Annotated in this window: 19 protein-coding genes, 1 pseudogene and 1 riboswitch; of the genes and pseudogenes, 15 read left to right on the forward strand and 5 right to left on the reverse strand. The window is 68.5% G+C overall.

Features of this window, described 5'->3' with window-relative positions; all coding sequences use genetic code 11:
- Nucleotides 1–61 precede the first annotated feature (61 nt).
- Nucleotides 62–1267: an NO-inducible flavohemoprotein gene (gene hmpA / locus ASC70_RS02145; protein ID WP_056046038.1), complete on the forward strand. Its 1206-nt coding sequence runs from the start codon at nucleotides 62–64 to the stop codon at nucleotides 1265–1267.
- A gap of 123 nt (nucleotides 1268–1390) precedes the next feature.
- Here the strand turns inward: hmpA and xth are convergent, their stop codons facing one another.
- A complete protein-coding gene (gene xth, locus ASC70_RS02150) occupies nucleotides 1391–2164 on the reverse strand; it encodes an exodeoxyribonuclease III (RefSeq protein ID WP_056046040.1) in 774 nt (257 codons plus the stop codon).
- A gap of 149 nt (nucleotides 2165–2313) precedes the next feature.
- Here xth and ASC70_RS02155 point away from each other — a divergent pair, with 149 nt between their 5' ends.
- The 6 genes from ASC70_RS02155 (at nucleotide 2314) to ASC70_RS02180 (ending at nucleotide 9597) form a co-directional block, all read left to right on the forward strand.
- Entirely contained in the window at nucleotides 2314–2823 is a 510-nt protein-coding gene (locus ASC70_RS02155) for an RNA polymerase sigma factor (RefSeq protein ID WP_056046042.1), read from the forward strand.
- Nucleotides 2824–2831: 8 nt separating this feature from the next.
- On the forward strand, nucleotides 2832–3920 hold the full coding sequence (locus ASC70_RS02160; RefSeq protein ID WP_156396098.1) for a FecR domain-containing protein: 1089 nt from the start codon (nucleotides 2832–2834) through the stop codon (nucleotides 3918–3920).
- 58 nt (nucleotides 3921–3978) lie between these two features.
- Entirely contained in the window at nucleotides 3979–6546 is a 2568-nt protein-coding gene (locus ASC70_RS02165) for a TonB-dependent receptor (protein ID WP_056046045.1), read from the forward strand.
- A 158-nt stretch (nucleotides 6547–6704) separates the two neighbouring features.
- The gene (treF, locus tag ASC70_RS02170; RefSeq protein WP_056046048.1) at nucleotides 6705–8309 is read left to right on the forward strand and encodes an alpha,alpha-trehalase TreF; all 1605 of its coding nucleotides are present in this window, start codon (nucleotides 6705–6707) and stop codon (nucleotides 8307–8309) included.
- 23 nt (nucleotides 8310–8332) lie between these two features.
- Nucleotides 8333–8534, forward strand: a riboswitch (cobalamin riboswitch).
- A gap of 29 nt (nucleotides 8535–8563) precedes the next feature.
- Nucleotides 8564–9196, forward strand: a complete 633-nt coding sequence (gene cobO / locus ASC70_RS02175) for a cob(I)yrinic acid a,c-diamide adenosyltransferase (protein ID WP_056046049.1) — start codon at nucleotides 8564–8566, stop codon at nucleotides 9194–9196.
- A complete protein-coding gene (locus tag ASC70_RS02180) occupies nucleotides 9193–9597 on the forward strand; it encodes a DUF1636 domain-containing protein (protein ID WP_056046051.1) in 405 nt (134 codons plus the stop codon). Before cobO ends, ASC70_RS02180 begins: the two co-directional genes overlap by 4 nt.
- Nucleotides 9598–9997: 400 nt before the next feature.
- On the opposite strand, the gene ASC70_RS24275 is transcribed toward ASC70_RS02180, so the two are convergent.
- From ASC70_RS24275 to ASC70_RS02195, 3 genes and pseudogenes are all read right to left on the reverse strand, one after another.
- The gene (locus tag ASC70_RS24275; RefSeq protein WP_082539696.1) at nucleotides 9998–10837 is read right to left on the reverse strand and encodes a DUF3626 domain-containing protein; all 840 of its coding nucleotides are present in this window, start codon (nucleotides 10835–10837) and stop codon (nucleotides 9998–10000) included.
- Nucleotides 10838–10978: 141 nt separating this feature from the next.
- On the reverse strand, nucleotides 10979–13174 hold the full coding sequence (locus ASC70_RS02190) for a transglycosylase domain-containing protein (protein ID WP_056046056.1): 2196 nt from the start codon (nucleotides 13172–13174) through the stop codon (nucleotides 10979–10981).
- Between the two features lie 236 nt (nucleotides 13175–13410).
- A pseudogene (locus tag ASC70_RS02195) lies at nucleotides 13411–14418 on the reverse strand (phytase); the annotation flags it as partial.
- Between the two features lie 254 nt (nucleotides 14419–14672).
- Between ASC70_RS02195 and ASC70_RS02200 the strand changes: the two are divergent.
- A complete protein-coding gene (locus tag ASC70_RS02200; RefSeq protein ID WP_056046058.1) occupies nucleotides 14673–15935 on the forward strand; it encodes a histidine-type phosphatase in 1263 nt (420 codons plus the stop codon).
- A gap of 166 nt (nucleotides 15936–16101) precedes the next feature.
- Here ASC70_RS02200 and iolG read toward each other — a convergent pair whose 3' ends face one another.
- Nucleotides 16102–17088, reverse strand: a complete 987-nt coding sequence (gene iolG, locus ASC70_RS02205) for an inositol 2-dehydrogenase (protein WP_056046060.1) — start codon at nucleotides 17086–17088, stop codon at nucleotides 16102–16104.
- A gap of 175 nt (nucleotides 17089–17263) precedes the next feature.
- Here iolG and ASC70_RS02210 point away from each other — a divergent pair, with 175 nt between their 5' ends.
- From ASC70_RS02210 to ASC70_RS02240, 7 genes are all read left to right on the forward strand, one after another.
- The gene (locus ASC70_RS02210; protein ID WP_056046062.1) at nucleotides 17264–18139 is read left to right on the forward strand and encodes a MurR/RpiR family transcriptional regulator; all 876 of its coding nucleotides are present in this window, start codon (nucleotides 17264–17266) and stop codon (nucleotides 18137–18139) included.
- Between the two features lie 114 nt (nucleotides 18140–18253).
- On the forward strand, nucleotides 18254–20185 hold the full coding sequence (gene iolC / locus ASC70_RS02215; RefSeq protein WP_056046063.1) for a 5-dehydro-2-deoxygluconokinase: 1932 nt from the start codon (nucleotides 18254–18256) through the stop codon (nucleotides 20183–20185).
- Nucleotides 20186–22030, forward strand: coding sequence for a 3D-(3,5/4)-trihydroxycyclohexane-1,2-dione acylhydrolase (decyclizing) (iolD, locus tag ASC70_RS02220; RefSeq protein ID WP_056046065.1), 1845 nt, complete (start codon nucleotides 20186–20188; stop codon nucleotides 22028–22030).
- Between the two features lie 6 nt (nucleotides 22031–22036).
- The gene (gene iolE, locus ASC70_RS02225) at nucleotides 22037–22936 is read left to right on the forward strand and encodes a myo-inosose-2 dehydratase (protein ID WP_056046067.1); all 900 of its coding nucleotides are present in this window, start codon (nucleotides 22037–22039) and stop codon (nucleotides 22934–22936) included.
- On the forward strand, nucleotides 22933–23742 hold the full coding sequence (gene iolB / locus ASC70_RS02230) for a 5-deoxy-glucuronate isomerase (protein WP_162247173.1): 810 nt from the start codon (nucleotides 22933–22935) through the stop codon (nucleotides 23740–23742). Before iolE ends, iolB begins: the two co-directional genes overlap by 4 nt.
- Nucleotides 23743–23775: 33 nt before the next feature.
- On the forward strand, nucleotides 23776–25275 hold the full coding sequence (locus ASC70_RS02235) for a CoA-acylating methylmalonate-semialdehyde dehydrogenase (protein ID WP_056046071.1): 1500 nt from the start codon (nucleotides 23776–23778) through the stop codon (nucleotides 25273–25275).
- A gap of 207 nt (nucleotides 25276–25482) precedes the next feature.
- A complete protein-coding gene (locus ASC70_RS02240; protein WP_056046073.1) occupies nucleotides 25483–26820 on the forward strand; it encodes an MFS transporter in 1338 nt (445 codons plus the stop codon).
- Nucleotide 26821 lies beyond the last annotated feature (1 nt).

Here is a 26821-nt window from a genome sequence, read left to right on the forward strand (position 1 = left end):
TCCAGCTTGGCCTTGGATATAGATGCACTTCATCTGCATCTTATCAAGAAGAGCGCGCCCCATGACGACCCCGCTGAGCGACAAGACGATCTCCCTGGTCAAGGCCACGGTCCCGGCCCTGGCCGAGCACGGCGCGGCGATCACCACCGCGATGTACGCGCGCCTGTTCCAGGACGCCCACATCCGCGCCCTGTTCAACCAGGCCAACCAGGAGTCGGGCGCGCAGGTGAAAGCCCTGGCGGGCGCGGTGCTGGCCTACGCCAAGAACATCGACAATCTGGGCGTCCTGGGCGCGGCCGTCGAGCGCATGGCCCAGAAGCACATCGGCTACAACATCCTGCCCGAGCACTATCCCTACGTCGCCACGGCCCTGCTGGGCGCGATCAAGGAGGTGCTGGGCGACGCCGCCACCGACGAGATCCTGCAGGCCTGGGGCGAGGCCTACTGGGCCCTGGCCAACATCCTAATGGGCCGCGAAGCCGGCATCCGCCAGGAGATCGAGGCCCAGGAGGGCGGCTGGAACGGCTGGCGCGCCTTCGTGGTCGAGCAGAAGGTCCGCGAGAGCGCGGTGATCACCTCGTTCGTGCTGAGGCCCCAGGACGGCGGCAAGGTCGTGGCCCACAAGCCCGGCCAGTACCTGACCTTCACCTTCGACACGCCGACCGAGAAGGGCGTCAAGCGCAACTACTCGATCTCGCAGGCCGCCAACGGCGAGACCTATCGCATCTCGGTCAAGCGCGAGGACAAGGGCCTGGCCTCGGGCCACCTGCACGACACGATCCAGGTCGGCGACGTTCTGATGGCCACCCCGCCGGCCGGCGACTTCCACTTCAAGGCCGCCGCGCGTCCGGTGGTGCTGCTGAGCGGCGGCGTCGGCCTGACGCCGATGGTGGCCATGCTGGAGGCCATCGCCGCCGACCATCCGGAACTGGAAGCCCACTTCATCCACGGCGCGCTGAACGGCGACGTCCACGCCTTGGGCGCGCAGGTCAAGATCCTGGCCGCCGCCCACGGCCACGCCAAGGTCGCCACCTTCTACAGCGAGCCGGGCGCGGCCGACGTGCTGGGCCAGACCCACGACGTCGAGGGCTTCATCTCGATCGACTGGCTGAAGGCCGAGACGCCGTTCGACACCGCCGACTTCTACCTGTGCGGCCCCAAGCCGTTCCTGCGCGGCCTGGTCGGCGGCCTGGTCGCGGCGGGCGTGCCGTCCGACCGCATCCACTACGAGTTCTTCGGCCCGGCGGACGAGCTGCTGGCGGCTTAGGCCTTAAAAACTGTCATCCCGGACAAGCGCGTAGCGCGCCGATCCGGGACCGCCGCAAACTCAGAGCCTGTTGCGGTCCCGGGTCTTCGCTGCGCTACGCCCGGGATGACAGGGATTGGGGTTCTAGTCCCGCAACTCCACCCAGACCGGCGCGTGATCGCTGGGCTTCTCGCGAGCCCGCACGTGGCGGTCGACCCCGGCGGCGACCAGGCGCTGGGCCAGGATCGGGTTCAGCATCAGGTGGTCGATCCGCAGGCCGGCGTCGCGGTCGAAGCGGCGGCGCAGATAGTCCCAGAAGGTGTAGATCCGCGCGTCCGGATGCAGGGTCCGAAGGGCGTCGGTCCAGCCCTGGTCGAGCATGTAGCGGTAAGCGGTCCTAACCTCCGGCCGGAACAAGGCGTCGTCGCGCCAGCGGTCGGGGACATAGACGTCCAGGTCGGTGGGGATGATGTTGTAGTCGCCGGCCAGGACCACCGGCCGTTCCTCGGCCAGCAGCTCCTCGGCGTGCAGCAGGAACCGCGCGTACCATTTCAGCTTGTAGTCGAACTTCGGCCCCGGCGCGGGATTGCCGTTCGGCGCGTAGAGGCAGCCGACGATCAGCTCGCCGACCTGCGCCTCGATATAGCGGCTGTGCGGATCGTCCGGATCGCCGGGCAGGCCGCGGCGGCGTTCGACCGGCTTGTCGCCGCGCGCCAGGATCGCCACGCCGTTCCAGGCGCTCTGGCCGTGCCAGATCGCGCCGTAGCCGACCTCGCGGATCGCCGCTTCCGGAAACCGGTCCTGCGGCGCCTTCAGCTCCTGCAGGCAGGCGACATCGGGCTTGTTCTCGTCCAGCCAGCGCAGCAGGGCGGCGAGCCGGCCATTCACGCCGTTGATGTTGAAGGTGGCGATCCGCATCGGGACGCCAACGATGCGCCGGCGACGCGAGTTCCGAACCCGCCGCACGAAGCCCTGGCCAAAAAACTTCGCGAGTGCTGGTGTGCGTCCTGCGACCCCGCGCGTCATGTGTTGCAGGGAGCGGTATCAGGCTCGGCGAGGTTCCAGCGGTGCGGCAGGCGACGCCACACGATCTTCGGGGTTTGGATCGGCGCTACAGGCCAGCGCTGATGGCCTTCTTCATGCGCCGCGCGGCCAGCCACAGCGACGCCGAGGACATGACCCAGGAGCTGTTCGCCAAGCTGGCCCGGGTCGAGGACCCCGCCATGGAGAATGCCGACGCCTACATCTTCCAGATGGCCGCCAACCTGCTGCGCGACCGCCACCGGCGCGAGCGGGTGCGGGCCAGCTATCGCGCCACCATCGCGGCGGGTGATCCCGTCGACCTGGAGCCGCTGGACCCCGCCCGCATCCTGCTGGGCCGCGAGGACCTGGGCGCGGTGTCGCGCGTGCTGCGCGAGCTGCCCGAGCGCACCCGGGCCATCTTCCTGCTCTACCGGCTGGAAGGCATGAAGCAGGCCGAGCTGGCCACCCTCTACGGCATGACCACCAGCGGCGTGCAGAAACACATCCTCAAGGCCATGGGCCACCTGACGCGACAGCTGAGGGCGGGCGAATGAGCGGACCCATGGACGACGACAAGATGGACCTCGCCCTCGACCTCGCCCTGGACCAGGCCGCCGAATGGTGTGTGCGGTTGTCCGAAGGCGAGCTGACGCCGGCCGAGCAGGATGAGCTGGACGCCTGGTTCGCCGAGGATCCCGAGCACCGCGAGCTGCTGGACGACTCGGTCGCCGCTTGGCGGGCGGTGGACGAGCAGGCCTCGCACCCCGGCATGATCGCCCTGCGCGGCGAGGCCTTGAACGACCTGCGCCGCGCCCAACGCCAGCAGTGGGCCCGCAAGCCCGGCCCGCGCGTGGCGATCTGGAGCGCCGCCGCGGCGGTGGTCGTCGCCGTCGCCCTGGGCGGCGGCTTGGCTTGGCGGGCCAGCTTGCCGGACGTCTATCGCACCTCCGAGGGCGAGCGGCGCATCGTCGAGCTGGCCGACGGCTCGCGCGCCTCGCTGGACGCCGACACGGTGCTGAAGGTCCGCTACGACGGCGACCGCCGCCGGCTGTGGCTGGAGCAGGGCCGCGCCAAGTTCGCGGTGGCCAAGGATCCGCTGCGCCCGTTCTCGGTCGCGGCCGGCGGCAAGCTGGTGGTGGCCACCGGCACCACCTTCAGCGTCGAACGGGTCGCCGACCAGATGCGGGTCGTGCTCTACGAAGGCCATGTCGCGGTGCTGGACGGGGAGGGCGCCAAGGGCAGCCCGCCGCCGTTGCTGCGGGTGAACGGCGCGCCGACCGAGAAATCGCTGACGCCCGACCATGAGCTGGTCGCCCAGGTCAATTCCGAGGCCGCCTCGGTCATGCCCGCCGATCCATCGCGGGCCGGGGCCTGGGAGACGGGCCAGCTGGTGTTCCAGGACGAGCCGATGAGTCTCGCCGTCGAGCGGGTGAACCGCTACGCCCGCGAGAAGCTGCGGATCGGCGATCCGACGGTCGCGTCCTTGCGGATCAGCGGCGTCTTCACCTCGGGCGACACCCGCGCCTTCATCGACGGCGTGACGGCCGTGCTGCCGGTGCGCGCCGTCAACGGCCAGGGCGAGACCGTACTGCGCTCGTTCCAGCGCCAGCCAAAAAGTTTTTCGAGCGGCGGTGAGTCCTCCGTGGAGTGAGGCGTCTCACTTACCAAAAGCGCCGATAGACAGAACAAGCGGCGCGAGGGAGGGACGAATGAGCAAGTCTTTCGATCAACGCTGGTTGCTGGGCGCTTCGGCGGCCGTGCTGATGGCCCTGGCCGCGCCAGGCGTCGTGTCGGCGCAAGCGCGCGCTGAACAAGCCTATGACATTCCCGCCCAGGACTTGGCCGGCGCCCTGCGCGCCTTCGGCCGGGCCTCGGGCAAGCAGCTGGCCTTCGACGAGAGCCTGACCCGCGGCAAGCGCGCGCCCAGGCTGAAAGGCGACTTCAGCGCCGACGAGGGCCTGACCCGTCTGCTGTCCGGCTCGAACCTGGTGGCTCAACCCACGGCTAGCGGCGTCTACGCCATCCGCGAGCGGCCGCTGCTGGTCTCGGCCAGCGCCGCCGGCCAGGTCGCCGCGCCGGCCGTCGCCGTAGAGCAAAGCCGTCCGGAAGAACCGGCGCAGGTCGACGAAGTGATCGTCGTCGGCACCCCCGGCGGGGCCGGCGTCGACAAGCTGTCGGCCAGTTTCGCGGTCACCACCGTCAACGCCCAGGACATCCTGAAGGCCTCGCCCAAGAGCAGCGCCGAGCTGCTGTCCCTGGTGCCCGGCGTCTGGGTCGAGACCTCGGGCGGCGTGGCCGGCGCCAACGTCTTCGTGCGCGGCTTCCCCGCCACCGGCGACGCCGAGTTCCTGACCATCCAGCTGCAGGGCGCGCCGATCTATCCGCCCTCGACCCTGTCGTTCCTGGAGAACTCGTCGATCTTCCGGGTCGACGAGACCATCTCGCGGATGGAAGCCCTGCGCGGCGGCCCCAACCCGATCTTCTCGAACGGCCAGCCGGGCCTGACCACCAACTTCATGCTCAAGGAAGGCGGCGAGGAGACCAAGGGCCTGATCAAGGCCACCACCTCCGACTACGGCCTGCGCCGCGTCGACGGCGTGGTCAGCGGCAAGCTGTCCGACGACCTCTATTTCATGGCCGGCGGCTACGTGACCCGCTCGCCCGGCATCCGCGACACCCAGTTCGACAGCGAGCGGGGCCAGCAGTTCACGGTCAACCTGACCAAGCGGCTGGAGCGCGGCAAGGTCAACTTCTACGCCCGCTTCACCGACGACCACGGCGCCTGGTACCTGCCGTTCGCGATCAACGTGCCCGGCGTCGACAAGGGCGAGTACACCCAGCTGGGCGACCTTTCCCGCCAGCAGACCCTGCAGGTCCACGCCAACGGCACGACCCGCAACTTCGACCTGGCTCACGGCCGGGGCTGGAAGGGCTATGTGGCTGGCGGCAGCTTCGAGCACGAGTTCGGCGACGGCTGGACGGTGCGCGACCGCTTCAGCTTCACCAAGGGCGACGCCGACACCTATGGCCTGGTGCCGGACGGCGGGGCGGTGACGGCCGCCTCGGTGGCGACCGTGATCGGCGGTCCGGTCCGCACCCGCGGCGGCGCGACCCTGGGCGCGGGCGCCTACGTCCAGAACTGGGGCGCCTGGATCGTCGAGAAGGACATCGAGGCCTTCGTCAACGACTTCAGCGTCAACAAGAAGATCGGCGGCCACTCGATCTCGGCCGGCTATTACGCCTCCAGCTTCTCGTCGGACGACTTCTGGACGATCGGCAATTTCAAGCCGATGCAGGTCAAGGCCAACGGCGACTACCTGGCGGCCAACGTCAGTTGCGCCAACCTCGCGACGGCCGGCAGTGGCTCGGGGTGCTGGGCCTATGGCCTGAACTCGAACGGCGACGGCAAGGTCAACGCCTTCTACCTGGCCGACTCCTGGCAGATCATGGAGCGCCTGCGCCTGGACGTCGGCGCGCGCCACGAGACCTTCGACACCGACTATGTCGTCGACGACGGCAATGGCTATCCCGACGGACTGGCCATCCGCACGGTCGACTACAGCAAGAGCAAGCTCTCCTACACGGCCGGCCTGAACTACGATCTCTCCGAAACATCCGGCGTCTTCGCCCGCTACTCCAAGGGCTACAAGTTCCCCAGCTTCGACAACTTTCGCGAAAACCTGACCGACACCCTCAGCGTCAAACAGTACGAGCTGGGCTACAAGCTGCGCTCGGGGCCGTTCGAGCTGTACGCCACCGGCTTCGCCAACAGCTTCGACGGGGCCAAGTTCGCCGACGTCGGCGGCGTGCTCGAAACCAACGCCAACAAGGCGCGCGGCATCGAGCTGGACGGCCGCTGGCGCTCGGACTTCGGCCTGTCGCTGGCGCTGAACGGCACGCTGCAGAAGACCGAGATCAAGAAGTCGTCGATCGTGGCCAACAAGGGCAACAGCGCTCAGCGCCAGCCCAACTGGCAGATCCGCTTCACGCCCAGCTACGATGTCCAGCTGGGGTCGGTGGCCACCACCTTCTACGGCACGGTCAGCGCGGCGGATGATCGCTGGGGCGACAACGCCAACACCCAGAAGCTCAACGGCTACACCAAGGTCGATCTAGGCGCGATCTTCAACGTCGGCGACTTCAGCGTTCAGGTCGCCGCCGACAACCTGACCGACAGCCATGGCCTGACCGAAGGCGACCCGCGCTCGACCAGCGGCGCTAACGCTCGGCCGATCCTGGGCCGGTCAGTGCGGCTGTCGGTGGGGTATAACTTCTAGGCTTTGGCCTTATTCCGATCTCTCCGGCGAAAGTCGGGCCCCGGGTCGCAAGAGCGTGCGTTTCGGACTATCGTCCGACGCTCTGGTTGTATCCGGGTCCTGGCCTTGGCCGGGGAGACGGTTGACTGATGTGGCTTGAGTTGAGTTCGAGGCTTCGCATGGTTCGTCTGATCGCCGCGACGTTCGCCGCCCTGGCCCTATCCTCGGCGGCGTTCGCCGGACCGGAGGACGCAGCCCAGGGCGCGGCCCAGGACGCCGCCAAGGTCCCCACGCCGGCCGACACCTACCAGGAGCTGTTCCACCAGGTGCAGACCCGGCGGATCTTCCCGGACGGCAAGACCTTCGTCGACGCGGTCCCCAAGCGGGCCCCGGCCAAGATCCTGGCCGACTACCGCGCCCACGCGACGTTCAGCGACGCCGAACTGAAGCGCTTCGTCCGCGCCAACTTCGTGGCGCCCGGGGCGGGCGCGGCCCCGAAACGGACAGCCAAGCGCACGACCCTCAAGGCCCATATCGCCGCCCTCTGGCCGCAACTGACCAAGCCGCCCGTGAAGCCGGTGGCGGGCGGTTCGGCCCTGGCCATGGCCAAGCCGTTCGTCGTGCCGGGCGGGCGCTTTCGCGAGATCTACTACTGGGACAGCTACTTCACGATGCTGGGCCTGAAGGCCGACGGCCGCGACGACCTCGTCGAGAACATGATCGACGATTTCGGCGGCCTGATCGACGCCTACGGCCACATCCCCAACGGCGCGCGGACCTATTATCTGAGCCGCTCGCAGCCGCCGTTCTTCTTCGCCATGGTCGGGCTGTCCGGCGCCACAGATCCCAAGACCCTCAAGGCCCGCGTCGACCTGATGCGCCGTGAGCACGCCTTCTGGATGGACGGCGCCGACGACCTGAAGCCCGGCGAGGCCCATCGGCGCGTGGTGGCCATGGCCGACGGCGGGGTCCTGAACCGCTACTGGGACGACCGCGCCACGCCGCGCGACGAGTCCTATCGCGAGGACCTGGAGACCGCCCTCAAGAGCGGCCGTCCGCAGGCCGAGGTGTTCCGCGACCTGCGGGCCGGGGCCGAGAGCGGCTGGGACTTTTCCTCGCGCTGGATGGCCGATGGCCAGAGCCTTTCGACGATCCAGACGACCTCGATCGTGCCGGTCGACCTCAACAGCCTGATGTACGGCCTGGAGAAGGCGATCTCGACGGGCTGCGCTCAACTGGCGGACGCCGACTGCGTGTCGGAGTTCGACCGTCGCGCCCACGCCCGGGCCGAGGCGATCGACTTCTATCTGTGGGACAACACCAAGGGCGCCTATCTCGACTATCAGTGGAAGACCGGCCAGCGCCTGGACCATCTCAGCGCGGCGACCTTCTATCCGCTGTTCGTCGGCGCCGCGGACGAGCCGAAGGCCCACATCGTCGCCCAGAAGGCCTGGGACGAACTGCTGGCCCCCGGCGGCCTGCGCACCACCACCGTCCGCACCGGCCAGCAGTGGGACACGCCCAACGGCTGGGCGCCGCTGCAGTGGGTGGCCGTCTCGGGCCTGCGCCGCTACGGCGAGGACGCCTTGGCCAGCGAGATCGCCAAGCGCTGGCTGGCCACGGTCGAGCGCGAGTACAAGGCCAGCGGCAAGATGCTCGAGAAGTACGACGTCGAGGAGGCCAAGGCCGGCGGGGGCGGGGAGTATCCCACCCAAGACGGCTTCGGCTGGACCAACGGCGTGGCGCGCGCCTTGATGGAGCCGGCCGCGAAGGCTCCGAACTGAGCTTGACCCCGCGCCCGGCCCCGCCTACGCCGGACCTCGAAGGCATGGAGGCGCAAGCCTCCGGGAACGCGGTGACCAATCCGCGGCTGCCCCCGCAACTGTGATCGTCCGTCGATCGTCACGGCACTCCGCCACTGGGACCCCTCTTTCTTGAAAGAGAGCCTGGGAAGGCGCCGCGACGGGAGGGCGTAAGCCAGGAGACCGGCCTTCGTCATATCAACGCGGCCGGCGGGGTGTCCGGCGAGGGCAGGGTGATGACTGAAGCCACCGAAGACGCCGCTCAAGAGGCGGCGAAGAATACGCGCCATAACGCCAAGATGAAGGTCATCCAGGCCGCGCGGGCCAAGATGATGGCCGAGCGCCAGATCGAGAAGGGCCTGCTGATCGTCCATACGGGCGCCGGCAAAGGCAAGACCACGGCGGCTCTGGGCATGGTCTGCCGCGCCATCGGCCACGGCCAGCGGGTCAGCGTCGTCCAGTTCATCAAGGGGGCGATGCAGACCGGCGAGAAGCTCGTCTTTGATGCGTTCCCCGACCACGTCGAGTTCCGGCCGATGGGCGAGGGATTCACCTGGGACACCCAGGACCGGGCCCGCGACATCGCCGTGGCCCGCCAGGCCTGGGAGGTGATCAAGGCCCGCATCGCCGATCCCGACTGGGACATGGTGGTGGCCGACGAGCTGAACATCATCCTGCGCTACGACTACCTGCCGCTGGCCGAGGTGCTGGAGGTCCTGGTCAATCGGCCGGAGGGCAAGCACGTGGTGGTCACCGGCCGCAACGCCCCTGACGCCCTGATCGAGGCCGCCGACCTCGTCACCGAGATGGCCCAGGTCAAGCACCCGTTCCGCTCCGGCGTGAAGGCCCAGGCGGGGATCGAGTTTTGACCCTACTGCGCGAGGCCGACGACGGCCCGGCGGTGGTGGTCTGCAACACCTGCCGCGTCTCGGCCGACGAGCGCGAGGACGCGGACGGCGTGCGCGGCGGGGCGCTGCTGGCGGCGGCGTTGCGGGAGATCGCCGAGGGCACGGGCGTGGCGATCCAGGAGATGCCGTGCCTGTTCAACTGCGCCCAGCACTGCTCGATCCACCTGCGCGCGCCGGGCAAGATCGGCTACGTGCTGGGACGGTTCGAGCCGACCGCCGAGGCGGCGCGAGCGATCCTCGACTATGCGGTGGCCTACGCCGCCAGCGACGAGGGCGTGGTCCCGTACCGGCAGTGGCCGGAGGGCGTGAAGGGCCACTTCATCGTGCGGGCGCCGCCGGCGGGGAAGCTGGTGGGGGAGTAGGGGAGTCGGCTCACGACCCTGAGCGGACATCCGAGATCCCTCTCTCTGAGAGAGAGGGAGGGGCCCGCCGCCGCAGGCGGTGGGAGGGTGAGTGGTTACGGTCTTGCCGAACGAAGCTCTTCTCTTCCGACCTCCCCGGCGAAAGCCGGGGCCCAGGTCGAACCCACAAGCCTCACATGGACAGCGCGATGCGGGGGCGCGTCAGCCCCAAACTTTCCGGATGAATCTGCCCCGGCCTTCGCCGGGGAGGTCGGAGTTTGGGGAAGCGGATCTATTATCTTGGGATTTTCCGGCCGGCGGTGAAACCACTCACCCTCCCACCGCTTCGCGGCGGGCCCCTCTCTCTCTCTCAGAGAGAGGGATTCCGGGTGTCCGCTAACCACCCATTGCGGAAGTTCGCTTAATCCTTTGGTAGCGGGCCGCCGAATTTAGCCAGGCAATGCCACGCTTGCTTCAGGACTTGGAAATCCAAGCCAGCATTATGGACCATCCCGAGATCGCGTGGGGTCAGCGGCTCATCGCGCAATAGCGTCTCGAGAAGTTCAGCGGCGCGCAGGCCTCTGTAGTCTGCGCAGCGGGATAGCTCGGACCTGGAAAGGCAGAACCCTTCGTGCCATTCGATGGGGCATTGCAGTTTAGCAGCGGCTTTTTCGACCCTTGTCCCGACATAGCTAGGATCGAGCACGATGGCATCGACGTCTTCCTCGATGCGGATTTCGCCGTGCACATGGGCCTCGATGTAGTCGTCAAGAACGTCCAGACCGGCCGGGTTGCGTTCCGCGAGCGCGATGAGCGGCATATGGGACTGCACTCCGAAATCCTGCGGCGATAGGTGACTGTCCGGATAGCAGAAGGTGGCACGGCTCAACGCGTTCTGGCGCAGTCGGATATGGGCCGAGCCAAACCTCGGCGACCCGCCGACGCGCCATCCACGATAATTAAGCGCCCCATATTTCGGGCGCGTGGTCGGCTGTTCATTATCGTAAGCGCCGCCGAAAATTCTACTTTCCCAATTCCAGCGATCTCCGCCGGCATGGGCGGTCAATCCCCCGTTACTGGCGCCTGTTTCGAACTGAGAGCGATAGACGCGGTCGTGCGCCAGGGCTTCGATCATAATCCCGGAGCCATACGGAGTGTCTGGGTGGAAGTTCAGCGTGACGGATTGACCGTCTGGCACACGCGGTCCAGCCGACTTGTTGGCGACGTGACGAACGGCAAGTTCCCAGCAGGCTTCAGCCATGAACTCAAGCTAAGGTGGCGAACACTGTTTGCCTACCCGGCGTTGCTAGGCAGGCCGTTGAAAGGCCGCTCTCCACCCTTGGCGGATGTTCGCTGAGGCGGACCCCGGTCTTCGGACACCTGGTTTTCTTAGGGTGAAAGCCTAGCCCCTCGGCTCCGCCGGCGGCGGGGCGACCGGCACGCCGCTGGTGGCCGGCTCCGGCGTCGGCTCGGCCGGGACCGGCGTTAGCGGGGCCAGCGGCAGACCATCCGGGCCGATCTCGCCTTCCAGCGGTAGGCCGAGATCCTCCAGCGGATCCTCGACCGGCGCGGCGACGGCGGGACGGCCCAGGGCCGAGAGCATGAAGGCCTTCCAGATCTTGGCGGGCTCGCCGCCGCCGACCACGCCGTTCATCGAGCTGTTGTCGTCGTTGCCGACCCAGACCCCGACCACCAGGTCGTCGACGTAACCGACGAACAGGGCGTCGTGATAATCCTGGGTGGTGCCGGTCTTGCCGTAGGCGCCTTCGATGGCCGCCTCCAGGCCGGTGCCGCGATGGGTGGCCGAGCGCAGCAGGTCGCGCATGCCCAGCAGCACCTTGGGGTCGTAGGCCTTGGTCGCCGGCTTCCTGAAGGTGTCCAGGGCGTGCGGGACGATCGGATATTCCCCGGCCGCGATCGAGGCGTAGGCCGCGGTCAGGCGGGTCAGGCTCATCGAGCCGGTGCCCAGCGCCATGGTCAGGTCGGTGGGGATCTTCTCGGTGACGCCCAGGTCGCGGGCGACCTTGATCACCTTGGCCGGGCCCAGGTCATGCGCCAGGCGCACGGCGGCGACGTTCGACGAGGCGGCGAAGGCGCTGATCAGCGGGATTTCGCGGTCCCGATATTTGCCCTCGTGGTTCTTGGGCATGTAGCCGCTGACCTGCACCGGGGTGTCGAGGATCGGCGACGTCGTGGTCATGCCTTCGCGCAGGGCGGCCAGGTAGACGAACAGCTTGAACGACGAGCCCGGCTGGCGTTCGCCGTCGGCGCGGTTGAACTGGCTTTGCTTGTAGTCGCGGCCGCCGACCATGGCGACGACGCGGCCGTCCTTGCGCATGGCCACCAGGGCGCCCTGGGTGATGTTCAGGACCTTGCCGTCGCGTTCGATGAAGTCGTTGAGGATCGTCTCGGCCTTCTCCTGCAGCTCAGGATCCAGCGTCGTCTTGACGATCGTCTCGCCATAGCGAGCGCCGATGGCGGCGCGGGCCTGGGGCAGGGCCCAGTCGGCGAAGTAGGAGCCGGTCGGCAGCTTGTCCGGGTTCTCGACGGCCGAGACTTCGCCGACCGCGTCGGCCTGGGCCTGGGTGATCGTGCCGGTCTCGACCATGGCGCCGAGCACCACGCGCATCCGCTCGCGGGCGCCGTCGATGTTGTTGGTGGGGGCCAGGCGGGACGGGGCCTTGACCAGGCCGGCCAGCATGGCGGCTTCGCCGATCGACAGCTGCTCGGGTTGCTTGCCGAAATAGTGGCGGGCGGCGGCGCGTAGGCCAAAGGCGCCATCGCCGAAATAGACCGACGACAGGTAGCGCGACAGGATCTCCGTCTTGCTGAGGCGAGTCTCCAGATAGACGGCGATCATCGCCTCCTGAGCCTTGCGGCGCAGGTTGCGGTCGCTGCTGAGGAAGGCGTTCTTGGCCAGCTGCTGGGTGATGGTCGAGCCGCCTTCCGAGACGCCCCCGGCCTTGGCGTTCTTGCCCACGGCGCGGGCGATTGCTTTCAGGTCGACGCCCATGTGGCTGTAGAAGCGGCGGTCCTCGATGGCGATGAAGGCGCCGGGCACATAGGCCGGCAGCTTGGCCACGTCGATCGGCGCTTCCTTGTACGAACCGCGGCGGGCGATCGGCGTGCCGTCCTCGGCCACCAGCACGATGGCCGAGTTGGTCAGCGGCTCCAGCGCCCGGCTCAGCGGCAGCGACCAGAACAGCGAGGCGACCAGCACCACGACCAGCACGACGGCGGCGGCCGCGCCGATCAGCCAGGCGGGACGCTTCCAGATCGGCGGCTTGGCGGCCTTGACCGGTTCGGCCGGAGAGAGGGCGGCTTCGGGCACGGTCTCGACCGCTTCCGGCAAGTCGGTCTCGGCGGCCTCGGGGGCGGGTTCTTCCGGCGGGACGTCGGGCGCGGCGACCGGTTCGGATGCGGCGTCGGCTCCCGGCGCGGGCGTCTCGGCCGCTGCGGTCTCGGACGAGGTCTCGTCCAGCCCGGCCGCCTCGCTCATCGCCGTCCGGGCGCGAGGCTTCCTGGGCTTGCGCGGCTTGGGCGCGCCAACGTCCTCTGGCGGGGTCTCAGGAGCGGTGGGATCGATGGGATCGGACATGGGCTTGGCGCTCGCTTCGGGCGCAGGCCCTCACTCGTCGAGCGCGCTCATTACCATACGGTCCCGGCAAACCAAGCGCGCTGAAAGGGAAGTTTTTTCAGGCGCCGCCCTTGAACCGTCGTGGACCGATCATAACTCCTACCCCGTGAGGCCAGCGGCCTCTGCCCTTTCCTGGGGCGTTTCCTCCCCAACTTTTCAGCCCGGCCGTTTGGCCGGGCTTTTCTTTTGCGCCTTCGCTACAGCTTCAGCTTGGCGGCGATCGCCGACCAGGGGACCAGCTTGAAGTTCTGGCGCCCGGGCGGAGCGGCGTTGTCGTCGTCCTGCGCCACGAAGGCGCCGCTCTCCAGGCCCGCGCCCAGCGAGGCGCTGCTCACGTCCAGGCCGTCGGTCCCAGAGATCCCGTCGATCCCGGCCTGGTCGTTGGCCGCCACCCCGAAGCTGCCGACATAGGCGTTGTCGCCCTCGCGCCGGAACACGGCATAGCTGTTGTTGCCCTGGCTGGAGACGACCAGATAGCCCTTGCCGCCCGGTTGGGCGTAGAGGCCGACGCCCTCCAGGTCGTCCTTCAGGGCGGGGTTGTCGGCGACCCGGGCGATCGCCTTCCTGGCCGCGCCGGTCTTGGCGTCCGCGCCCAGCTTCCAGAGCGCCACATCCTCCTCGGCGACATAGAGGGCGCCGGTGGCGTCGTCGGCGACGCAGCCTTCGGTCTGGGTGTCGAACCTGAGGTCGCGCACGGCCTGGGCCCGGACCTTGCCGGCCGGCGTGGCGGTGAGCTTCCACTGGCGGACCAGGCCCTGAGGATCGCTGACGAACACGAACGTCCCGCCCTTGCGGTCGCGGTACATGCACAGGCCGTAGGGATCGGAAAGGCCGGTGGCCTGGACGCCGTCGGCGACGCTGGTCAACTGGCGGGTCTCGGGATCGATCGTGTAGAGGGCGATGGCCTTGCGGGTGCGGTCGCTGGCGGCGACCAGGGTCACGCGCCTGCCGCCCAGCTTGAAGCCGCCGCGCAGGTCGACATTGTTCATTCGGCCGTCGGGCAGGTATTGCAGCCGCTTGCCTGACAGGTCGTAGACCAGCATGCCGCCCTTCTTGTCGGTGGCGATGATGGCGCTCTTGGCCGGGTCGCTGGGATGGACCCAGATCGCCGGATCGTCGGCGGCGTCGCCCTCGTGGTCGACCGGCTCGGTCTCCATCGTCGGCCGGACCAGCGCCAGCCCGGGCGCGGCGGTCGGGGAGGGGGCCGTCTGGGCCAGGGTCGGCGCGGCGGCCATCAGGGCCAGCAGGCCGGCGGCGAGGTTCAGCTTGATCATGACGGGCGTCCCTGTTGTCACGTTTGCGTCTCGGATCCGGCCTAGACGCGGTTGGCTGACGTCCCGCTGACACAACGCGGAATCTGAAGAAAAATTCCATTCCTATTGCAAAATAGAAAATCCATTCATATCGTCGTCGACAATGAAATAGCCGCGCACAAGCAGTGGCTCACGGGGAGATGTCTATGAAGAGGCTTCGAAACGCCTTGATGACGGCGGCGATGGTCCCGCTGCTGATGGGAACGGCGCAGGCGGCGAGCGCGCCCAAGTCCATTGGTGGCCCGACCGAGGGGCTGAAGCTCCAGCGCATGGTCATGGTCATGCGCCACAGCGTCCGGCCGCCGACCAAGGCGCCGGCCACGCCCGAGGGCACGACCGTCCAGCCCTGGTCGACCTGGACCACGCCGTATGGCGAGCTGACCCCGCACGGCGCCGAGGGCGCGCGGCTGATGGGCGCCTATTACCGCACCTTCCTGGGCGCGCGGGGCCTGCTGCCGCGCGACGGCTGCGCGGCGTCCGGCGACATCGTCGCCTGGGCCAGCGGCAAGTCGCGGGCCATCAAGACGGCCGAGATGTTCGTCGAAGGTCTGCAACCCGGCTGCGGGCTGAAGGTCGCCCACCCGGACAGCGAGGAGAACGACCCGATTTTCCACCCGGCCGAGAGGATCGATGGCGACATGGCGCTGAAAGCCGCCCAGCGCCAGAAACCCGGCGTCGCGGCCGAAGCCCGCGTCCACGCCAAGGACTTCGCGGTCCTGCAGCGCGTGCTGGGTTGCGACCCGACCACCAAGGCCGGCTGCGGCGTCGCCAGCAGGCCCTCGCACCTGAACGCCAACAAGGGCGACACGCCGGACCTGGAAGGCGCCTTGTCGGTCGCCTCGACGGCCGGCCAGACGATCCTGCTGGAATATGTCGAGGGCAAGCCGATGGCCGAGGTCGGCTGGGGCCGTGCCTCCAAGGCCGACATCCAGGCCATGCTGCGCTTCCACCCGGTGAAGTTCCACTACGAGGTCGGCGCGCCCTACATCGCCGAACGCTACGCCGCGCCGATCGCCAAGGAGCTGCTGGCGGCCCTGGGCGGCGCCGAGGGGACGGGCGGCAAGCTGACCATGCTCGTCGGCCACGACACCAACATCGCCGCCCTGCGCGGCTTCCTTGGCGCGCACTTCACGGCGGCGGACTATCCGCAGGACGATCCGCCGCCCGGCGGGGCCATGGGCTTCGAGCTGCTGAAGGACGCCGGCGGCAAGGCCTATGTGCGGACCTTCTACACCGCCCAGAGCATGGATCAGTTGCGCGACCTGCAACCGCTGACCGCCAGCAATCCGCCGGCCTATGCCTACTTCCCGATCCCGGGCTGTCGCGTGGCGGGCGCGCCGACCCTGTGTCCGCTCGAAACCTTCCAGAAGATCGTCGGCGGCAAGCTGAACAGCCCGGCGAAAAACTGATCCCCTTTGCGTGGCTCCTTCTCCCCCTGCGGGAGAAGGTGGCCGCGAAGCGGTCGGATGAGGGGTCGAAAGACCTGTATGCCGCCCAAGAAAAAGGGGCCGCCGGTGCGACCCCTCATCCGTCGACTGCGTCGACACCTTCTCCCGCAAGGGGAGAAGGGAAGCTTCAGAGCTTCACCACCTGCCCGGTCTTCGCCGACTGGCCCGCGGCCTCGGCCAGGGCCAGGGCTTCGACGCCGTCGACATAACCGACCGAGGGCAGAGCCTCGCCGCGGATGATCTCGGCGAAGTGCGCCATCTCGCGGCGATAGGCTTCGGCGTAGCGGTCGAGGAAGAAGTTCTGGAACGCGTCGCTGGCCGCGCCGGCCTCGTTCCACACCGAAACCGTGCTCTCCATGACATTGTCGGCGCGGACCAGGCCCTTGGCGCCGAACGCCTCGATGCGCTGGTCGTAGCCGTAGCCGCTGCGGCGGCTGTTGCTGATCATGCAGATCTTGCCCGAGGCGGTGCGCAGCAGGATCTTGGCGGTGTCGATGTCGCCGGCCTCGCCGATCGCCGGATCGACCAGGCAGCTGGCGGCCGCGAACACCTCGGTCACCGGCTCGTCCAGCAGCCAGCGGGCCATGTCGAAGTCGTGGATGGCCATGTCCTTGAACAGGCCGCCCGACACCTTGACGTAAGCGACCGGCGGCGGGGCCGGGTCATGGCTGGTGATGTGCACCGTCTCCAGCGCGCCGACGACGCCGGACGACAGCCGCGCCTTCAGGCCCTGGAAGTTCGGATCGAAGCGGCGGTTGAAACCCAGGAACAGCTTCACGCCCTTGCCGCCCAGCTCGCCTGCGGCCGAGCGGGCGCGGGCCAGGTCCTGGTCGATCGGCTTCTCGCAGAACACCGCCTTGCCGGCCGCGATGGCCTTCAGGCTGTAGTCGAGGTGGGTGTCGGTCGAGCTGGCGACGATGACGCCGGCCACGGCCGGATCGTTCAGGGCGGTGTCGAGATCGGCCACCGTGGCGCCGGTCTCGGCGGCCAGGCCGTCGGCGGCCGCGGCGACAGGATCGACCACATATTTCAGGCGCAGACCGGGCTGGCCGGCGACGTTCTTGGCGTGGATGCGGCCGATGCGGCCGGCGCCCAAAATGGCGATGTCGTGCATGGGAACCCTAATGCTGTCTCGCGCCGCAGGACCCGGCGGCCGCGTTGCTTTCCGTGTAGTATGGAATAAAAATTCCTTCCAGATGGAAAGTGGAATGGAGAAGCGCTTCCAGTCGCGTTTGTGTTCGGGCCCGGAATGGATATTCTAAACCTGAAGTGATCATACCGGGGCGGAAATGACCGAAAAGACCACGGCGGCGAGCGCGCCGACCACGGCCGAGGAGTTGCGAGCGGCGATTCTTGACCGCTACGATTCGCTGAGCAAGCGGCTGCAGCAGATCGCCCGCTATGTGCTGGACGAGCCCAACGAGCTGGCGCTGGAGACCCTGGCGGTGATTTCCGAGCGCTGCGGGGTGCAGCCCTCGGCCATCGTCCGCTTCGCCAAGACCTTCGGCTATCCCGGCGCCAGCCAGATGCAACGGCTGTTCCGCGACGGCCTGCTGTCGGGTCATGCGGGCCTGGGCTACGGCGAGCGCGTGCGGCATTTCAACGAGGCCGTCGCCCGCAAGCCCGAGGGCGGGGCCGACGTGCTCAGCGAGTTCGTCGAGGGCAACACCCTGGCCCTGCAGAACCTGGGGCAGACCGTCAGCGAAGCCGACATGAAGGACGCCGTGTCGCTGATCGATCGGGCCGAGACCGTCTATGTGGTCGGGTTCCGGCGCTCGTTCCCGGTCGCTTCCTACCTGGCCTATTCGCTGCAGCAGGTGAACAAGCGCACCCTGTTCATCGACGGGGTGGCGGGCCTGACCAAGCAGCAGGTCCAGACCATCGGTCCGCGCGACCTGCTGATCGCGGTCAGCTACCACCCCTATGCGGAAGAAACGGTGCAAGCGGTCGAGATGGCCACCCAGCGCGGCGCCAAGATCCTGTCGATCAGCGACAGCCTGGTCAGCCCGATCGCCAAGCCGGCCGAACTGGTGCTGCACGTTCGCGAATCCGAGGTGCGGACCTTCCGCTCGCTGGCCGCTTCCATCTGCCTGGCCCAGGCGCTGGTGATCAGTTTCGCCTTCGAGGCCAGCAAGGAAAAGAAGCGGCCAAAGAGGGGCGGGTGAACCGTCCATTCCATTCCAGATCGAAAATGAAATGGATGTTGCAAGCGTTCTAGGTTTGGAATATGCGTTACATATTGCCGGTGGGGAGCCGGCCCGAGAGTGACGTGGAACCGCATGGCCCAGGACGCAAAGACCCTTGATCTGATCGCCGTGGGCCGATCCAGCGTCGACCTCTACGGTCAGCAGGTGGGCGGGCGGTTGGAGGATATGGCGTCCTTCTCCAAGTACCTGGGCGGCAGCCCGACCAACACCGCCGCGGGCGGCGCGCGCCTGGGCCTGAAGACCGGTCTGCTGACCCGGGTCGGCGCCGACCACATGGGCCGCTTCATCCGCGAGCAGCTGCAGCGCGAAGGCGTCGATGTCACCGGCGTGCTGTCCGATCCCGACCGCCTGACGGCCCTGGTGATCCTGGGCATCCGCGATCGGGTGAACTTCCCGCTGATCTTCTATCGCGAGAACTGCGCCGACATGGCGCTGGAGCCGTCGGACGTCGATGAGGCCTGGTTCGCCCGGGCCGGGGCGGTGCTGATCAACGGCACCCATCTGTCGCAGCCGAACGTCTACGAGACCAGCCTGAAGGCCGCCAAGGCCGTGAAGGCGGCCGGCGGCCGGGTGGCCTTCGACATCGACTACCGGCCCGTGCTGTGGGGCCTGACCGGCAAGGACGCCGGCGAGAACCGCTTCGTCGAGAACCAGCAGGTCACCGCCAAGCTGCAAGAGGTCGTGGCCCTCTGCGACCTGATCGTCGGCACCGAAGAAGAGATCCACATCCTGGGCGGCTCGACCGACACCATCGCGGCCCTGCGCGCCATCCGGAAGGGCGCGCCCGAGGCCTTGCTGGTCTGCAAGCGCGGTCCCGATGGCTGCGTGGCCTTCCCGGGCGCGATCCCGGGCAGCTTGGACGCGGGCGTCAGCGCTCGGGGCTTCAAGGTCGAGGTGTTCAACGTGCTGGGGGCGGGCGACGCCTTCATGGCCGGCTTCCTGCGCGGCTGGCTGCGCGACGAACCCGTCGAGACCTGCTGCGAATGGGGCAACGCCTGCGGGGCCATCGTCGTCTCGCGCCACGGCTGCACGCCGGCCATGCCGACCTGGGTCGAGCTGGAGGCCTTCCTGAGCGAAAGGGAACGTCCGTTCCGCCTGCGCGAGGATCTCGAGCTGGAGCACATCCACTGGGCCACGACCCGCGAGCACGTCTATGACGAGCTGACCGTCCTGGCCGTCGATCACCGCAGCCAGTTCGAGGACCTGATCGCCGAGACCGGTGGCGGCCTCGAACGCATCCCGCATTTCAAGACCCTGGCCTTGCGCGCCGTGCAAGCGGTGGCGGGCGACGACGAGCGCCGCTTTGGCATGTTGCTGGACGGCCGTTTCGGGTTCGACGCGCTCGCCCAGGCCGCCGAGCACGACTACTGGATCGCCCGCCCGATCGAGCTGCCCAAGTCGCGACCGCTGGAGTTCGAGAGCTCGGCCGACGTGGCGACCGAGCTGGCCGAGTGGCCGCTGAACCAGGTCGTCAAGTGCCTGGCCTTCTATCACCCCGACGACGAGGTCGAGCTGCGCGAGCGCCAGGAGCGCCAGCTGCTCCGCCTCTTCGACGCCTGCCGCAAGACCCGCCATGAGCTGCTGTTGGAGCTGATCCTGCCGCGCGGCATGGAAAGCGACAGCAAGACCGTGGCCCGCGGCATCCGCCGGCTCTACGCCCTGGGCATCCGCCCGGACTGGTGGAAGCTGGAGCCGCTGACCGATCCCGCCGCCTGGCGCGAGATCGAGGCCGCCGTCAACGAGAACGATCCGCTGTGCCGCGGTGTGGTGCTGCTGGGCCTGTCGGCCCCCGAGGCCGAGCTCTTGGCCTCGTTCGAGGTCGTCGCGCCGTTTCCGATCGTCAAGGGTTTCGCCGTCGGCCGCACCATCTTCTACGATGTCGCCCGCGAATGGCTGGCCAACCGGATCGACGACGAGACGGCGGTCGCCGCCCTGGCCGCCAAGTTCAAGGTGCTGGTCGACGCCTGGCGTCGCCTCCGGGGCTCCGTGGAGAAGGCCGCGTAAATGGCTACCGTTCGTCTCACCGCCGCCCAGGCGGCCGTCCGCTGGCTTTCGGCTCAATATGTCGAGACCGGGGAAGGGGAGGTTCCCTACTTCGCCGGAGTCTGGGCGATCTTCGGCCACGGCAATGTCGCCGGCCTGGGCGAGGCCCTGCACGGCGTTCGCGACGTGCTGCCGACCTGGCGCGCCCACAACGAACAGGGCATGGCCCACGCGGCCATCGCCTTCGCCAAGCAGTCGCGGCGCGAGCGGGCCATGGTGTGCACCACCTCGATCGGCCCCGGCGCGACCAACATGGTCACGGCCGCCGCCTTGGCGCATGTGAACCGCCTGCCGGTGCTGTTCCTGCCCGGCGACGTCTATGCAAGCCGCCGGCCTGATCCCGTGCTGCAGCAGGTCGAGGACTTCGGCGACGGCACGATCAGCGCCAACGACTGCTTCAAGCCGGTGTCCCGCTATTTCGATCGCATCGTCCGGCCCGAGCAGATCCTCGACGCCCTGCCGCGCGCCTTGGCGACGATGCTGGATCCGGCGACCTGCGGCCCCGCGACCCTGGCCTTCTGCCAGGACGTCCAGGCCGAGGCCTTCGACTATCCGCAAGCCTTCTTCGAGAAGCGCGTCTGGCGCATCCGCGCGCCGCGTCCCGATCCGCGCGAGCTGGCCGAGCTCGTCTCACTGATCAAGGCGGCCAAGAAGCCGCTGGTGGTGGCCGGTGGCGGGGTGCTCTACGCCCGCGCCGAGGCCGCCCTGGCCGCCCTGGCCTCCGCCGCCGGCCTGCCGGTCGCCGAGACCCAGGGCGGCAAGGGCAGCCTGGCCTGGGACCACCCGCTGAACCTCGGCGCGATCGGCGTCACTGGCACGACCGCCTCCGTGGCGGCGGCCGAGGAGGCCGACCTCGTGATCGGGATCGGCACGCGCCTCCAGGACTTCACCACCGGCTCCCGCGCCCTGTTCGGCGCCGAAGGCCGCAAGCTGGTCCAGGTCAATGTCGCCCCGCATGACGCCCACAAGCACGGGGCCTCCAGCGTCGTCGGCGACGCCCTGGCGGTGGTCGAGGCCTTGTCCGAGGCCTTGAATGGCTGGCGCGCGCCCGACGCCTGGACCGCCAAGGCCACCGGCCGTGTCGCGGGCTGGAACACGATCTTCGACGACGCGACCAAGGCCGACGACCGGCCGCTGCCGACCGACGCCCAGGTGCTGGGCGCGGTGTGGCGGGCCTCGTCCGACGACAGCGTCATCGTCTGCGCCGCCGGCGGCCTGCCGGGCGAGCTGCACAAGCTGTGGCGGACCCGCGCGCCGGGCGGCTATCACGTCGAATACGGCTTCTCGTGCATGGGCTACGAGATCGCCGGCGCCGTGGGCGTGAAGATGGCCGCGCCGGACCGCGAGGTCCACGTGATGGTCGGCGACGGCAGCTATCTGATGCTGAATTCCGAGCTGGCCACCTCGGTGATGCTGGGGACCAAGCTGATCGTCACCGTCCTCGATAATCGGGGCTATGGCTGCATCAACCGCCTGCAGGCGGCGACCGGCGGGGCGGCGTTCAACAACCTGCTGGCCGACACGGTCCATCAGACCCTGCCCGACATCGACTTCGCCGCCCATGCCGCCAGCCTGGGCGCGCGATCGGAGAAGGTGGCCAGCCTGGCCGAGCTGGAGGCCGCGCTGGCGCGCGCCAAGGCCAGCGACCGGACCTATGTGGTGGTCATCGACACCGATCCGATGCCGACCACTGAAGGCGGCGCCTGGTGGGACGTGGCCGTGCCGGAAGTCTCGGTGCGCCCGGCGGTCAACGCCGCCCGCGCCGACTATGACAACAAGATCAAGCAGCAGCGTACGGGAGACTAGACGCCCATGACCATCCGTTTCGGCGTGAGCCCCATCGCCTGGATCAATGACGACATGCCCGAACTGGGCGGCGACACCCCGCTGGAAAGCGTGCTGGCCGACTGCCAGGCGATCGGCTTCGAAGGTGTCGAGCTAGGCGGCGTATTCCCGCGCGACCCGGCGGTGCTGAAGCCGCTGCTGGACCGCTACGGCCTCAGCCTCGTGGGCGGGTGGTACAGCGGCAACCTGCTGGTCCAGTCGGCCGACGACGAGATCGCGGCGCTGCAGCCCCACCTCAACCTGCTGAAGGCCATGGGCTGCACGGTCTTCGTCCATGCCGAGACCAGCAACGCCATCCACGGCGACAAGACCAAGGCCCTGTCGGCCACCCCGCGCCTCGACGCCGAGGGCTGGAAGGAGTTCGGCGCGCGCCTGACCAAGGTGGCCGACTACATCGCCGCCCAGGGCCTGAAGTTCGCCTATCACCACCACCTGGGCACGGTGGTCGAGCGACCCGAGGACCTGGAGGCCTTCCTGGCCAATACGGGTCCCTCGGTCGGCCTGACGGTCGACACCGGCCACGCGGCTCTGGGCGGGCTGGATCCCGTTTCGATGATCCGCGCCTATCCGCACCGCGTCGCCCACGTGCACTGCAAGGACATCCGCAGCGAGGTCTTCCACAAGGTGGTCTCGCGCGGCGGCGGCAGCTTCCTGGACGGGGTGCTGGCCGGCATGTTCACCGTGCCCGGCGACGGCTACCTCGACTACGCGGCGGTCATGCAGGCTTTGGCCGAGATCGGCTATTCCGGCTGGATCATCGTCGAGGCCGAACAGGACCCGGCCATCGCCAACCCGCGCGAGTACGGCGAGATCGGGCTGGCGACCTTGAAGAGGGAAGCCGCCGCGGCCGGCCTGAGGGCGGCGTGATGAGCAAGCTGCTCGTCCGCTCCCACGCCCCAGACGCTTCCGGCTCCATCCTCGAGGTCACCCCCCAATCCGCCGGCTGGACCCACGTCGGCTTCCAGGTCGTCAAGCTGGCGGCCGGCGAGACCTTCGAAGGTTCCGACCCCGCCCGCGAGACCTGCGTCGTCGTGATGAGCGGGACCGCCGAGGTCAGCGCCGAGGGCGTGTCGTTCGGCAAGATCGGCGGCCGCGCCAACGTCTTCGAGGACAGGGCCCCGGGCGCGGTCTACGTGCCGGCCGCCACGGCCTTCGCCGTGACCGCCGTGTCCGACATCGAGCTGGCTCTCTGCACGGCCCCCGGCAAGCCGGGCGGCCAGGCTCGCCTGATCGCCGAGGCCGACATGCCGCGCGAGACCCGGGGCAAGGGCGCGAACACCCGCCTGGTGCGCAACATCCTGCCCGAGACCGCGCCGGCCGACGGCCTGCTGGTGGTCGAGGTGATCACGCCGGGCGGCCACTGGTCCAGCTATCCGCCGCACAAGCACGACACCGCCGCCGAGGGCGAGGAGACGGCGCTGGAGGAGACCTATTATCATCGCCTGAACCCACCGCAGGGCTTCGCTTTCCAGCGCGTCTACACTGACGATCGCAGCCTGGACGAGACGGTCTGCGTGCAGGACGGCGACGTGGTCATGGTGCCCCGCGGCTATCACCCGGTCGGGGCCCCGCACGGCTACGACCTCTACTACCTCAACGTCATGGCCGGACCGCACCGGAAGTGGATCTTCCGCAACGACCCGGCCCACGATTGGATCATGCGTCAGGCCTAACCGGTCGCGCCGTCACTTCAGAAGGAGCGCGTCATGCGCAGCATCCCCCACTTTGTCGGCGGTCGCGCCGTCGAGGGCACGTCCGGCCGCTTTGGCGACGTCTTCGATCCCAACACTGGCAAGGTCCAGGCGCGCGTCGCCCTGGCCTCGACCTCGGAGCTGGACGCCGCGATCGCCAACGCCAAGGCGGCCCAGCCGGCCTGGGCGGCGACCAATCCGCAGCGCCGCGCCCGGGTGATGTTCGAGTTCAAGCGCCTGCTGGAAGTCCACATGGACGAGTTGGCCGAGCTGCTGTCGTCCGAGCACGGCAAGGTGATCGCCGACTCCAAGGGCGACATCATGCGCGGCCTGGAAGTCATTGAATTCGCTTGCGGCATCCCGCACCTGCTGAAAGGCGAGTACACGCAAGGCGCCGGTCCGGGCATCGACGTCTATTCGATGCGCCAGCCGCTCGGCGTGGTGGCGGGGATCACCCCGTTCAACTTCCCGGCCATGATCCCGATGTGGATGATGGGCCCGGCCATCGCCTGCGGCAACGCCTTCATCCTGAAGCCCTCCGAGCGTGATCCGTCGGTGCCGGTGCGCCTGGCCGAGCTGCTGATGGAAGCCGGCCTGCCGCCGGGGATCCTGAACGTCGTCCACGGCGACAAGGACTGCGTCGAGGCCATCCTCGACCATCCGGACATCAAGGCCGTCAGCTTCGTCGGCAGCTCGGACATCGCCCAGTCGGTGTTCCAGCGGGCCGGCGCGAGCGGCAAGCGGGTCCAGGCCATGGGCGGGGCCAAGAACCACGGCGTCGTCCTGCCCGACGCCGACCTCGACCAGGCGACGGCCGACATCATCGGCGCGGCCTACGGCTCGGCCGGCGAGCGCTGCATGGCCCTGCCGGTCGTCGTCCCGGTCGGCGAGAAGACCGCCGTGGCCCTGCGCGAGAAGCTGGTCGCCGCCATCGGCGGTCTTCGCGTCGGCGTCAGCACCGACCAGGACGCCCACTACGGCCCGGTGGTCAGCGCCGCCCACAAGGCGCGGATCGAGAGCTACATCCAGATGGGCGTCGACGAGGGCGCCGAGCTGGTCGTCGACGGCCGCGGCTTCGCGCTGCAAGGCCACGAGGAGGGCTTCTTCGTCGGTCCGACCCTGTTCGACCACGTCAAGCCGACCAGCCGCTCGTACCATGACGAGATCTTCGGCCCGGTGCTGCAGATGGTCCGCGCCGAGAGCCTGGCCGAGGGCGTCGGCCTGGCCTCGCGCCACCAGTACGGCAACGGCGTGGCGATCTTCACCCGCAACGGCGACGCCGCCCGCGAGTTCGCCGACCAGGTCGAGGTCGGCATGGTGGGCATCAACGTGCCGATCCCGGTGCCGGTCGCCTATCACAGCTTCGGCGGCTGGAAGCGCTCGGGTTTCGGCGACTTGAACCAGTATGGCTTGGACGGCGTACGCTTCTACACGCGGACCAAGACCGTGACCCAGCGCTGGCCCAAGGGCGGGGCGGTGCTGGATCAGAGCTTCGTCATCCCGACCATGCGCTGACGGATTTCGGGGCGTCCTTCCCGAACAGTGCGCTCCTGCGCGCGCGGACTGGGCCTCGGACGGAGACCGTCCGGGGCCCTCTTTTTTGGCGTTCCAGATCGCGGCAATATGGAAAAAATCTTCCATTCTTTGTCACAATGGAATAGCGTGTTCGTAACGGCCGATCGTACCGCACTGGATGCGAAGCGAGGACCGGGGGAGACGGGGATGCTGAAGTTCTTCGCGCCGGGCGTCGATGCGCCGCCGCTGAGCGATCCGGACAGGATCGACACGCTGTACCGGCGTCACCGCCTCCGGATCATGCTCGCGATCACCCTCGGCTACGGCATGTCCTACACCTGCCGCCTGGCGCTGGGGATGGTGAAGAAGCCGCTGATCGACGCCGGCGTGTTCACCCCGACCGAGCTGGGCCTGATCGGCTCGGCCCTGTTCTACGCCTATGCGTTCGGCAAGCTGACCAACGGCTTTCTGGCCGATCACGCCAACATGAAGCGGTTCTTCGCCTTCAGCGTGCTGATCTCGGCGATCGCCAATATCGGCATGGGCTTTTCGACGACCGTGGCGCTGTCGGCGGTGCTGTGGGGGATCAACGGCTGGTTTCAGAGCTTCGGTGCGCCGGCGGGCGTGGTGTCGATGAGCCAGTGGTTCTCCAACCGCGAGCGCGGCCGCTATTATGGCGTCTGGAGCACCGCCCACTCGATCGGCGAGGGCCTGACCTTCGTGGCGGTTGGCGGGATCGTCGGGGCGCTGGGCTGGCGCTACGGCTTCTGGGGCCCGGCGGCGATCGGGATCCTGGTGGCGATAGGCTCGTACTTCCTGATCCAGGACCGTCCCCAGACCCTGGGCCTGCCCGCCGTCGCCGACTGGCGCGACGATCACTGGCAGGGCGGCAAGCCCAAGCCAGAGGGCGCCAGCGTCTTCAAGACGCAGCTGCAGATCCTGAAGATCCCCGCGGTCTGGGCGCTCGCCCTGTCCAGCGCCCTGATCTACGTGACCCGCTACGCCGTCAACAGCTGGGGCGTGCTGTATCTGCAGGAGGCGCGGGGCTACAGCCTGGCCGCCGCCGGTTCGCTGCTGATGATCTCGACCCTGGCCGGCATCGTCGGCGCGATCTCGTTCGGCTTCATCTCCGACAAGCTGTTCAAGGCCCGTCGTCCGCCGGCCAACCTGCTGTTCGGCCTGCTGGAGCTGGCGGGCCTGTGGTTGATCTTCTACGGCCCCAATACCGGGCCGGTGCTGGTCGCCGGCATGATCCTGTTCGGCCTGGGCATGACCGCCCTGGTCACCTCGCTGGGCGGCCTGTTCGCCACCGACATCTGCCCCAAGCGCGTCGCCGGCGCCGCCATCGGCCTGATCGGCGTGTTCAGCTATCTGGGCGCGGCGATCCAGGAGCAGGTCAGCGGCGCGCTGATCGACAAGGGCTTGCGCATCGTCGACGGCGTTCGCCACTACGATTTCGGCCCGGCCGTCCTGTTCTGGATGGGCGCGTCCGCCGCCTCCCTGGCCCTGGCCACCGGCCTGTGGCGCACCAAGTTGAGAGACTAGC

The sequence above is a fragment of the Caulobacter sp. Root343 genome (assembly GCF_001425745.1).
Taxonomy (GTDB): Bacteria; Pseudomonadota; Alphaproteobacteria; order Caulobacterales; family Caulobacteraceae; genus Caulobacter.

Coding starts and splice junctions, on each gene's coding strand:
- xth (WP_056046040.1), bottom strand. CDS start 2,164: ATGCGGATCGCCACCTTCAACATCAACGGCGTGAATGGCCGGCTCGCC.
- hmpA (WP_056046038.1), top strand. CDS start 62: ATGACGACCCCGCTGAGCGACAAGACGATCTCCCTGGTCAAGGCCACG.
- ASC70_RS02210 (WP_056046062.1), top strand. CDS start 17,264: ATGACCGAAAAGACCACGGCGGCGAGCGCGCCGACCACGGCCGAGGAG.
- ASC70_RS02200 (WP_056046058.1), top strand. CDS start 14,673: ATGAAGAGGCTTCGAAACGCCTTGATGACGGCGGCGATGGTCCCGCTG.
- ASC70_RS02240 (WP_056046073.1), top strand. CDS start 25,483: ATGCTGAAGTTCTTCGCGCCGGGCGTCGATGCGCCGCCGCTGAGCGAT.
- ASC70_RS02235 (WP_056046071.1), top strand. CDS start 23,776: ATGCGCAGCATCCCCCACTTTGTCGGCGGTCGCGCCGTCGAGGGCACG.
- iolC (WP_056046063.1), top strand. CDS start 18,254: ATGGCCCAGGACGCAAAGACCCTTGATCTGATCGCCGTGGGCCGATCC.
- iolE (WP_056046067.1), top strand. CDS start 22,037: ATGACCATCCGTTTCGGCGTGAGCCCCATCGCCTGGATCAATGACGAC.
- iolG (WP_056046060.1), bottom strand. CDS start 17,088: ATGCACGACATCGCCATTTTGGGCGCCGGCCGCATCGGCCGCATCCAC.
- iolD (WP_056046065.1), top strand. CDS start 20,186: ATGGCTACCGTTCGTCTCACCGCCGCCCAGGCGGCCGTCCGCTGGCTT.
- cobO (WP_056046049.1), top strand. CDS start 8,564: ATGACTGAAGCCACCGAAGACGCCGCTCAAGAGGCGGCGAAGAATACG.
- ASC70_RS02160 (WP_156396098.1), top strand. CDS start 2,832: ATGGACGACGACAAGATGGACCTCGCCCTCGACCTCGCCCTGGACCAG.
- treF (WP_056046048.1), top strand. CDS start 6,705: ATGGTTCGTCTGATCGCCGCGACGTTCGCCGCCCTGGCCCTATCCTCG.
- ASC70_RS24275 (WP_082539696.1), bottom strand. CDS start 10,837: ATGGCTGAAGCCTGCTGGGAACTTGCCGTTCGTCACGTCGCCAACAAG.
- ASC70_RS02165 (WP_056046045.1), top strand. CDS start 3,979: ATGAGCAAGTCTTTCGATCAACGCTGGTTGCTGGGCGCTTCGGCGGCC.
- ASC70_RS02190 (WP_056046056.1), bottom strand. CDS start 13,174: ATGTCCGATCCCATCGATCCCACCGCTCCTGAGACCCCGCCAGAGGAC.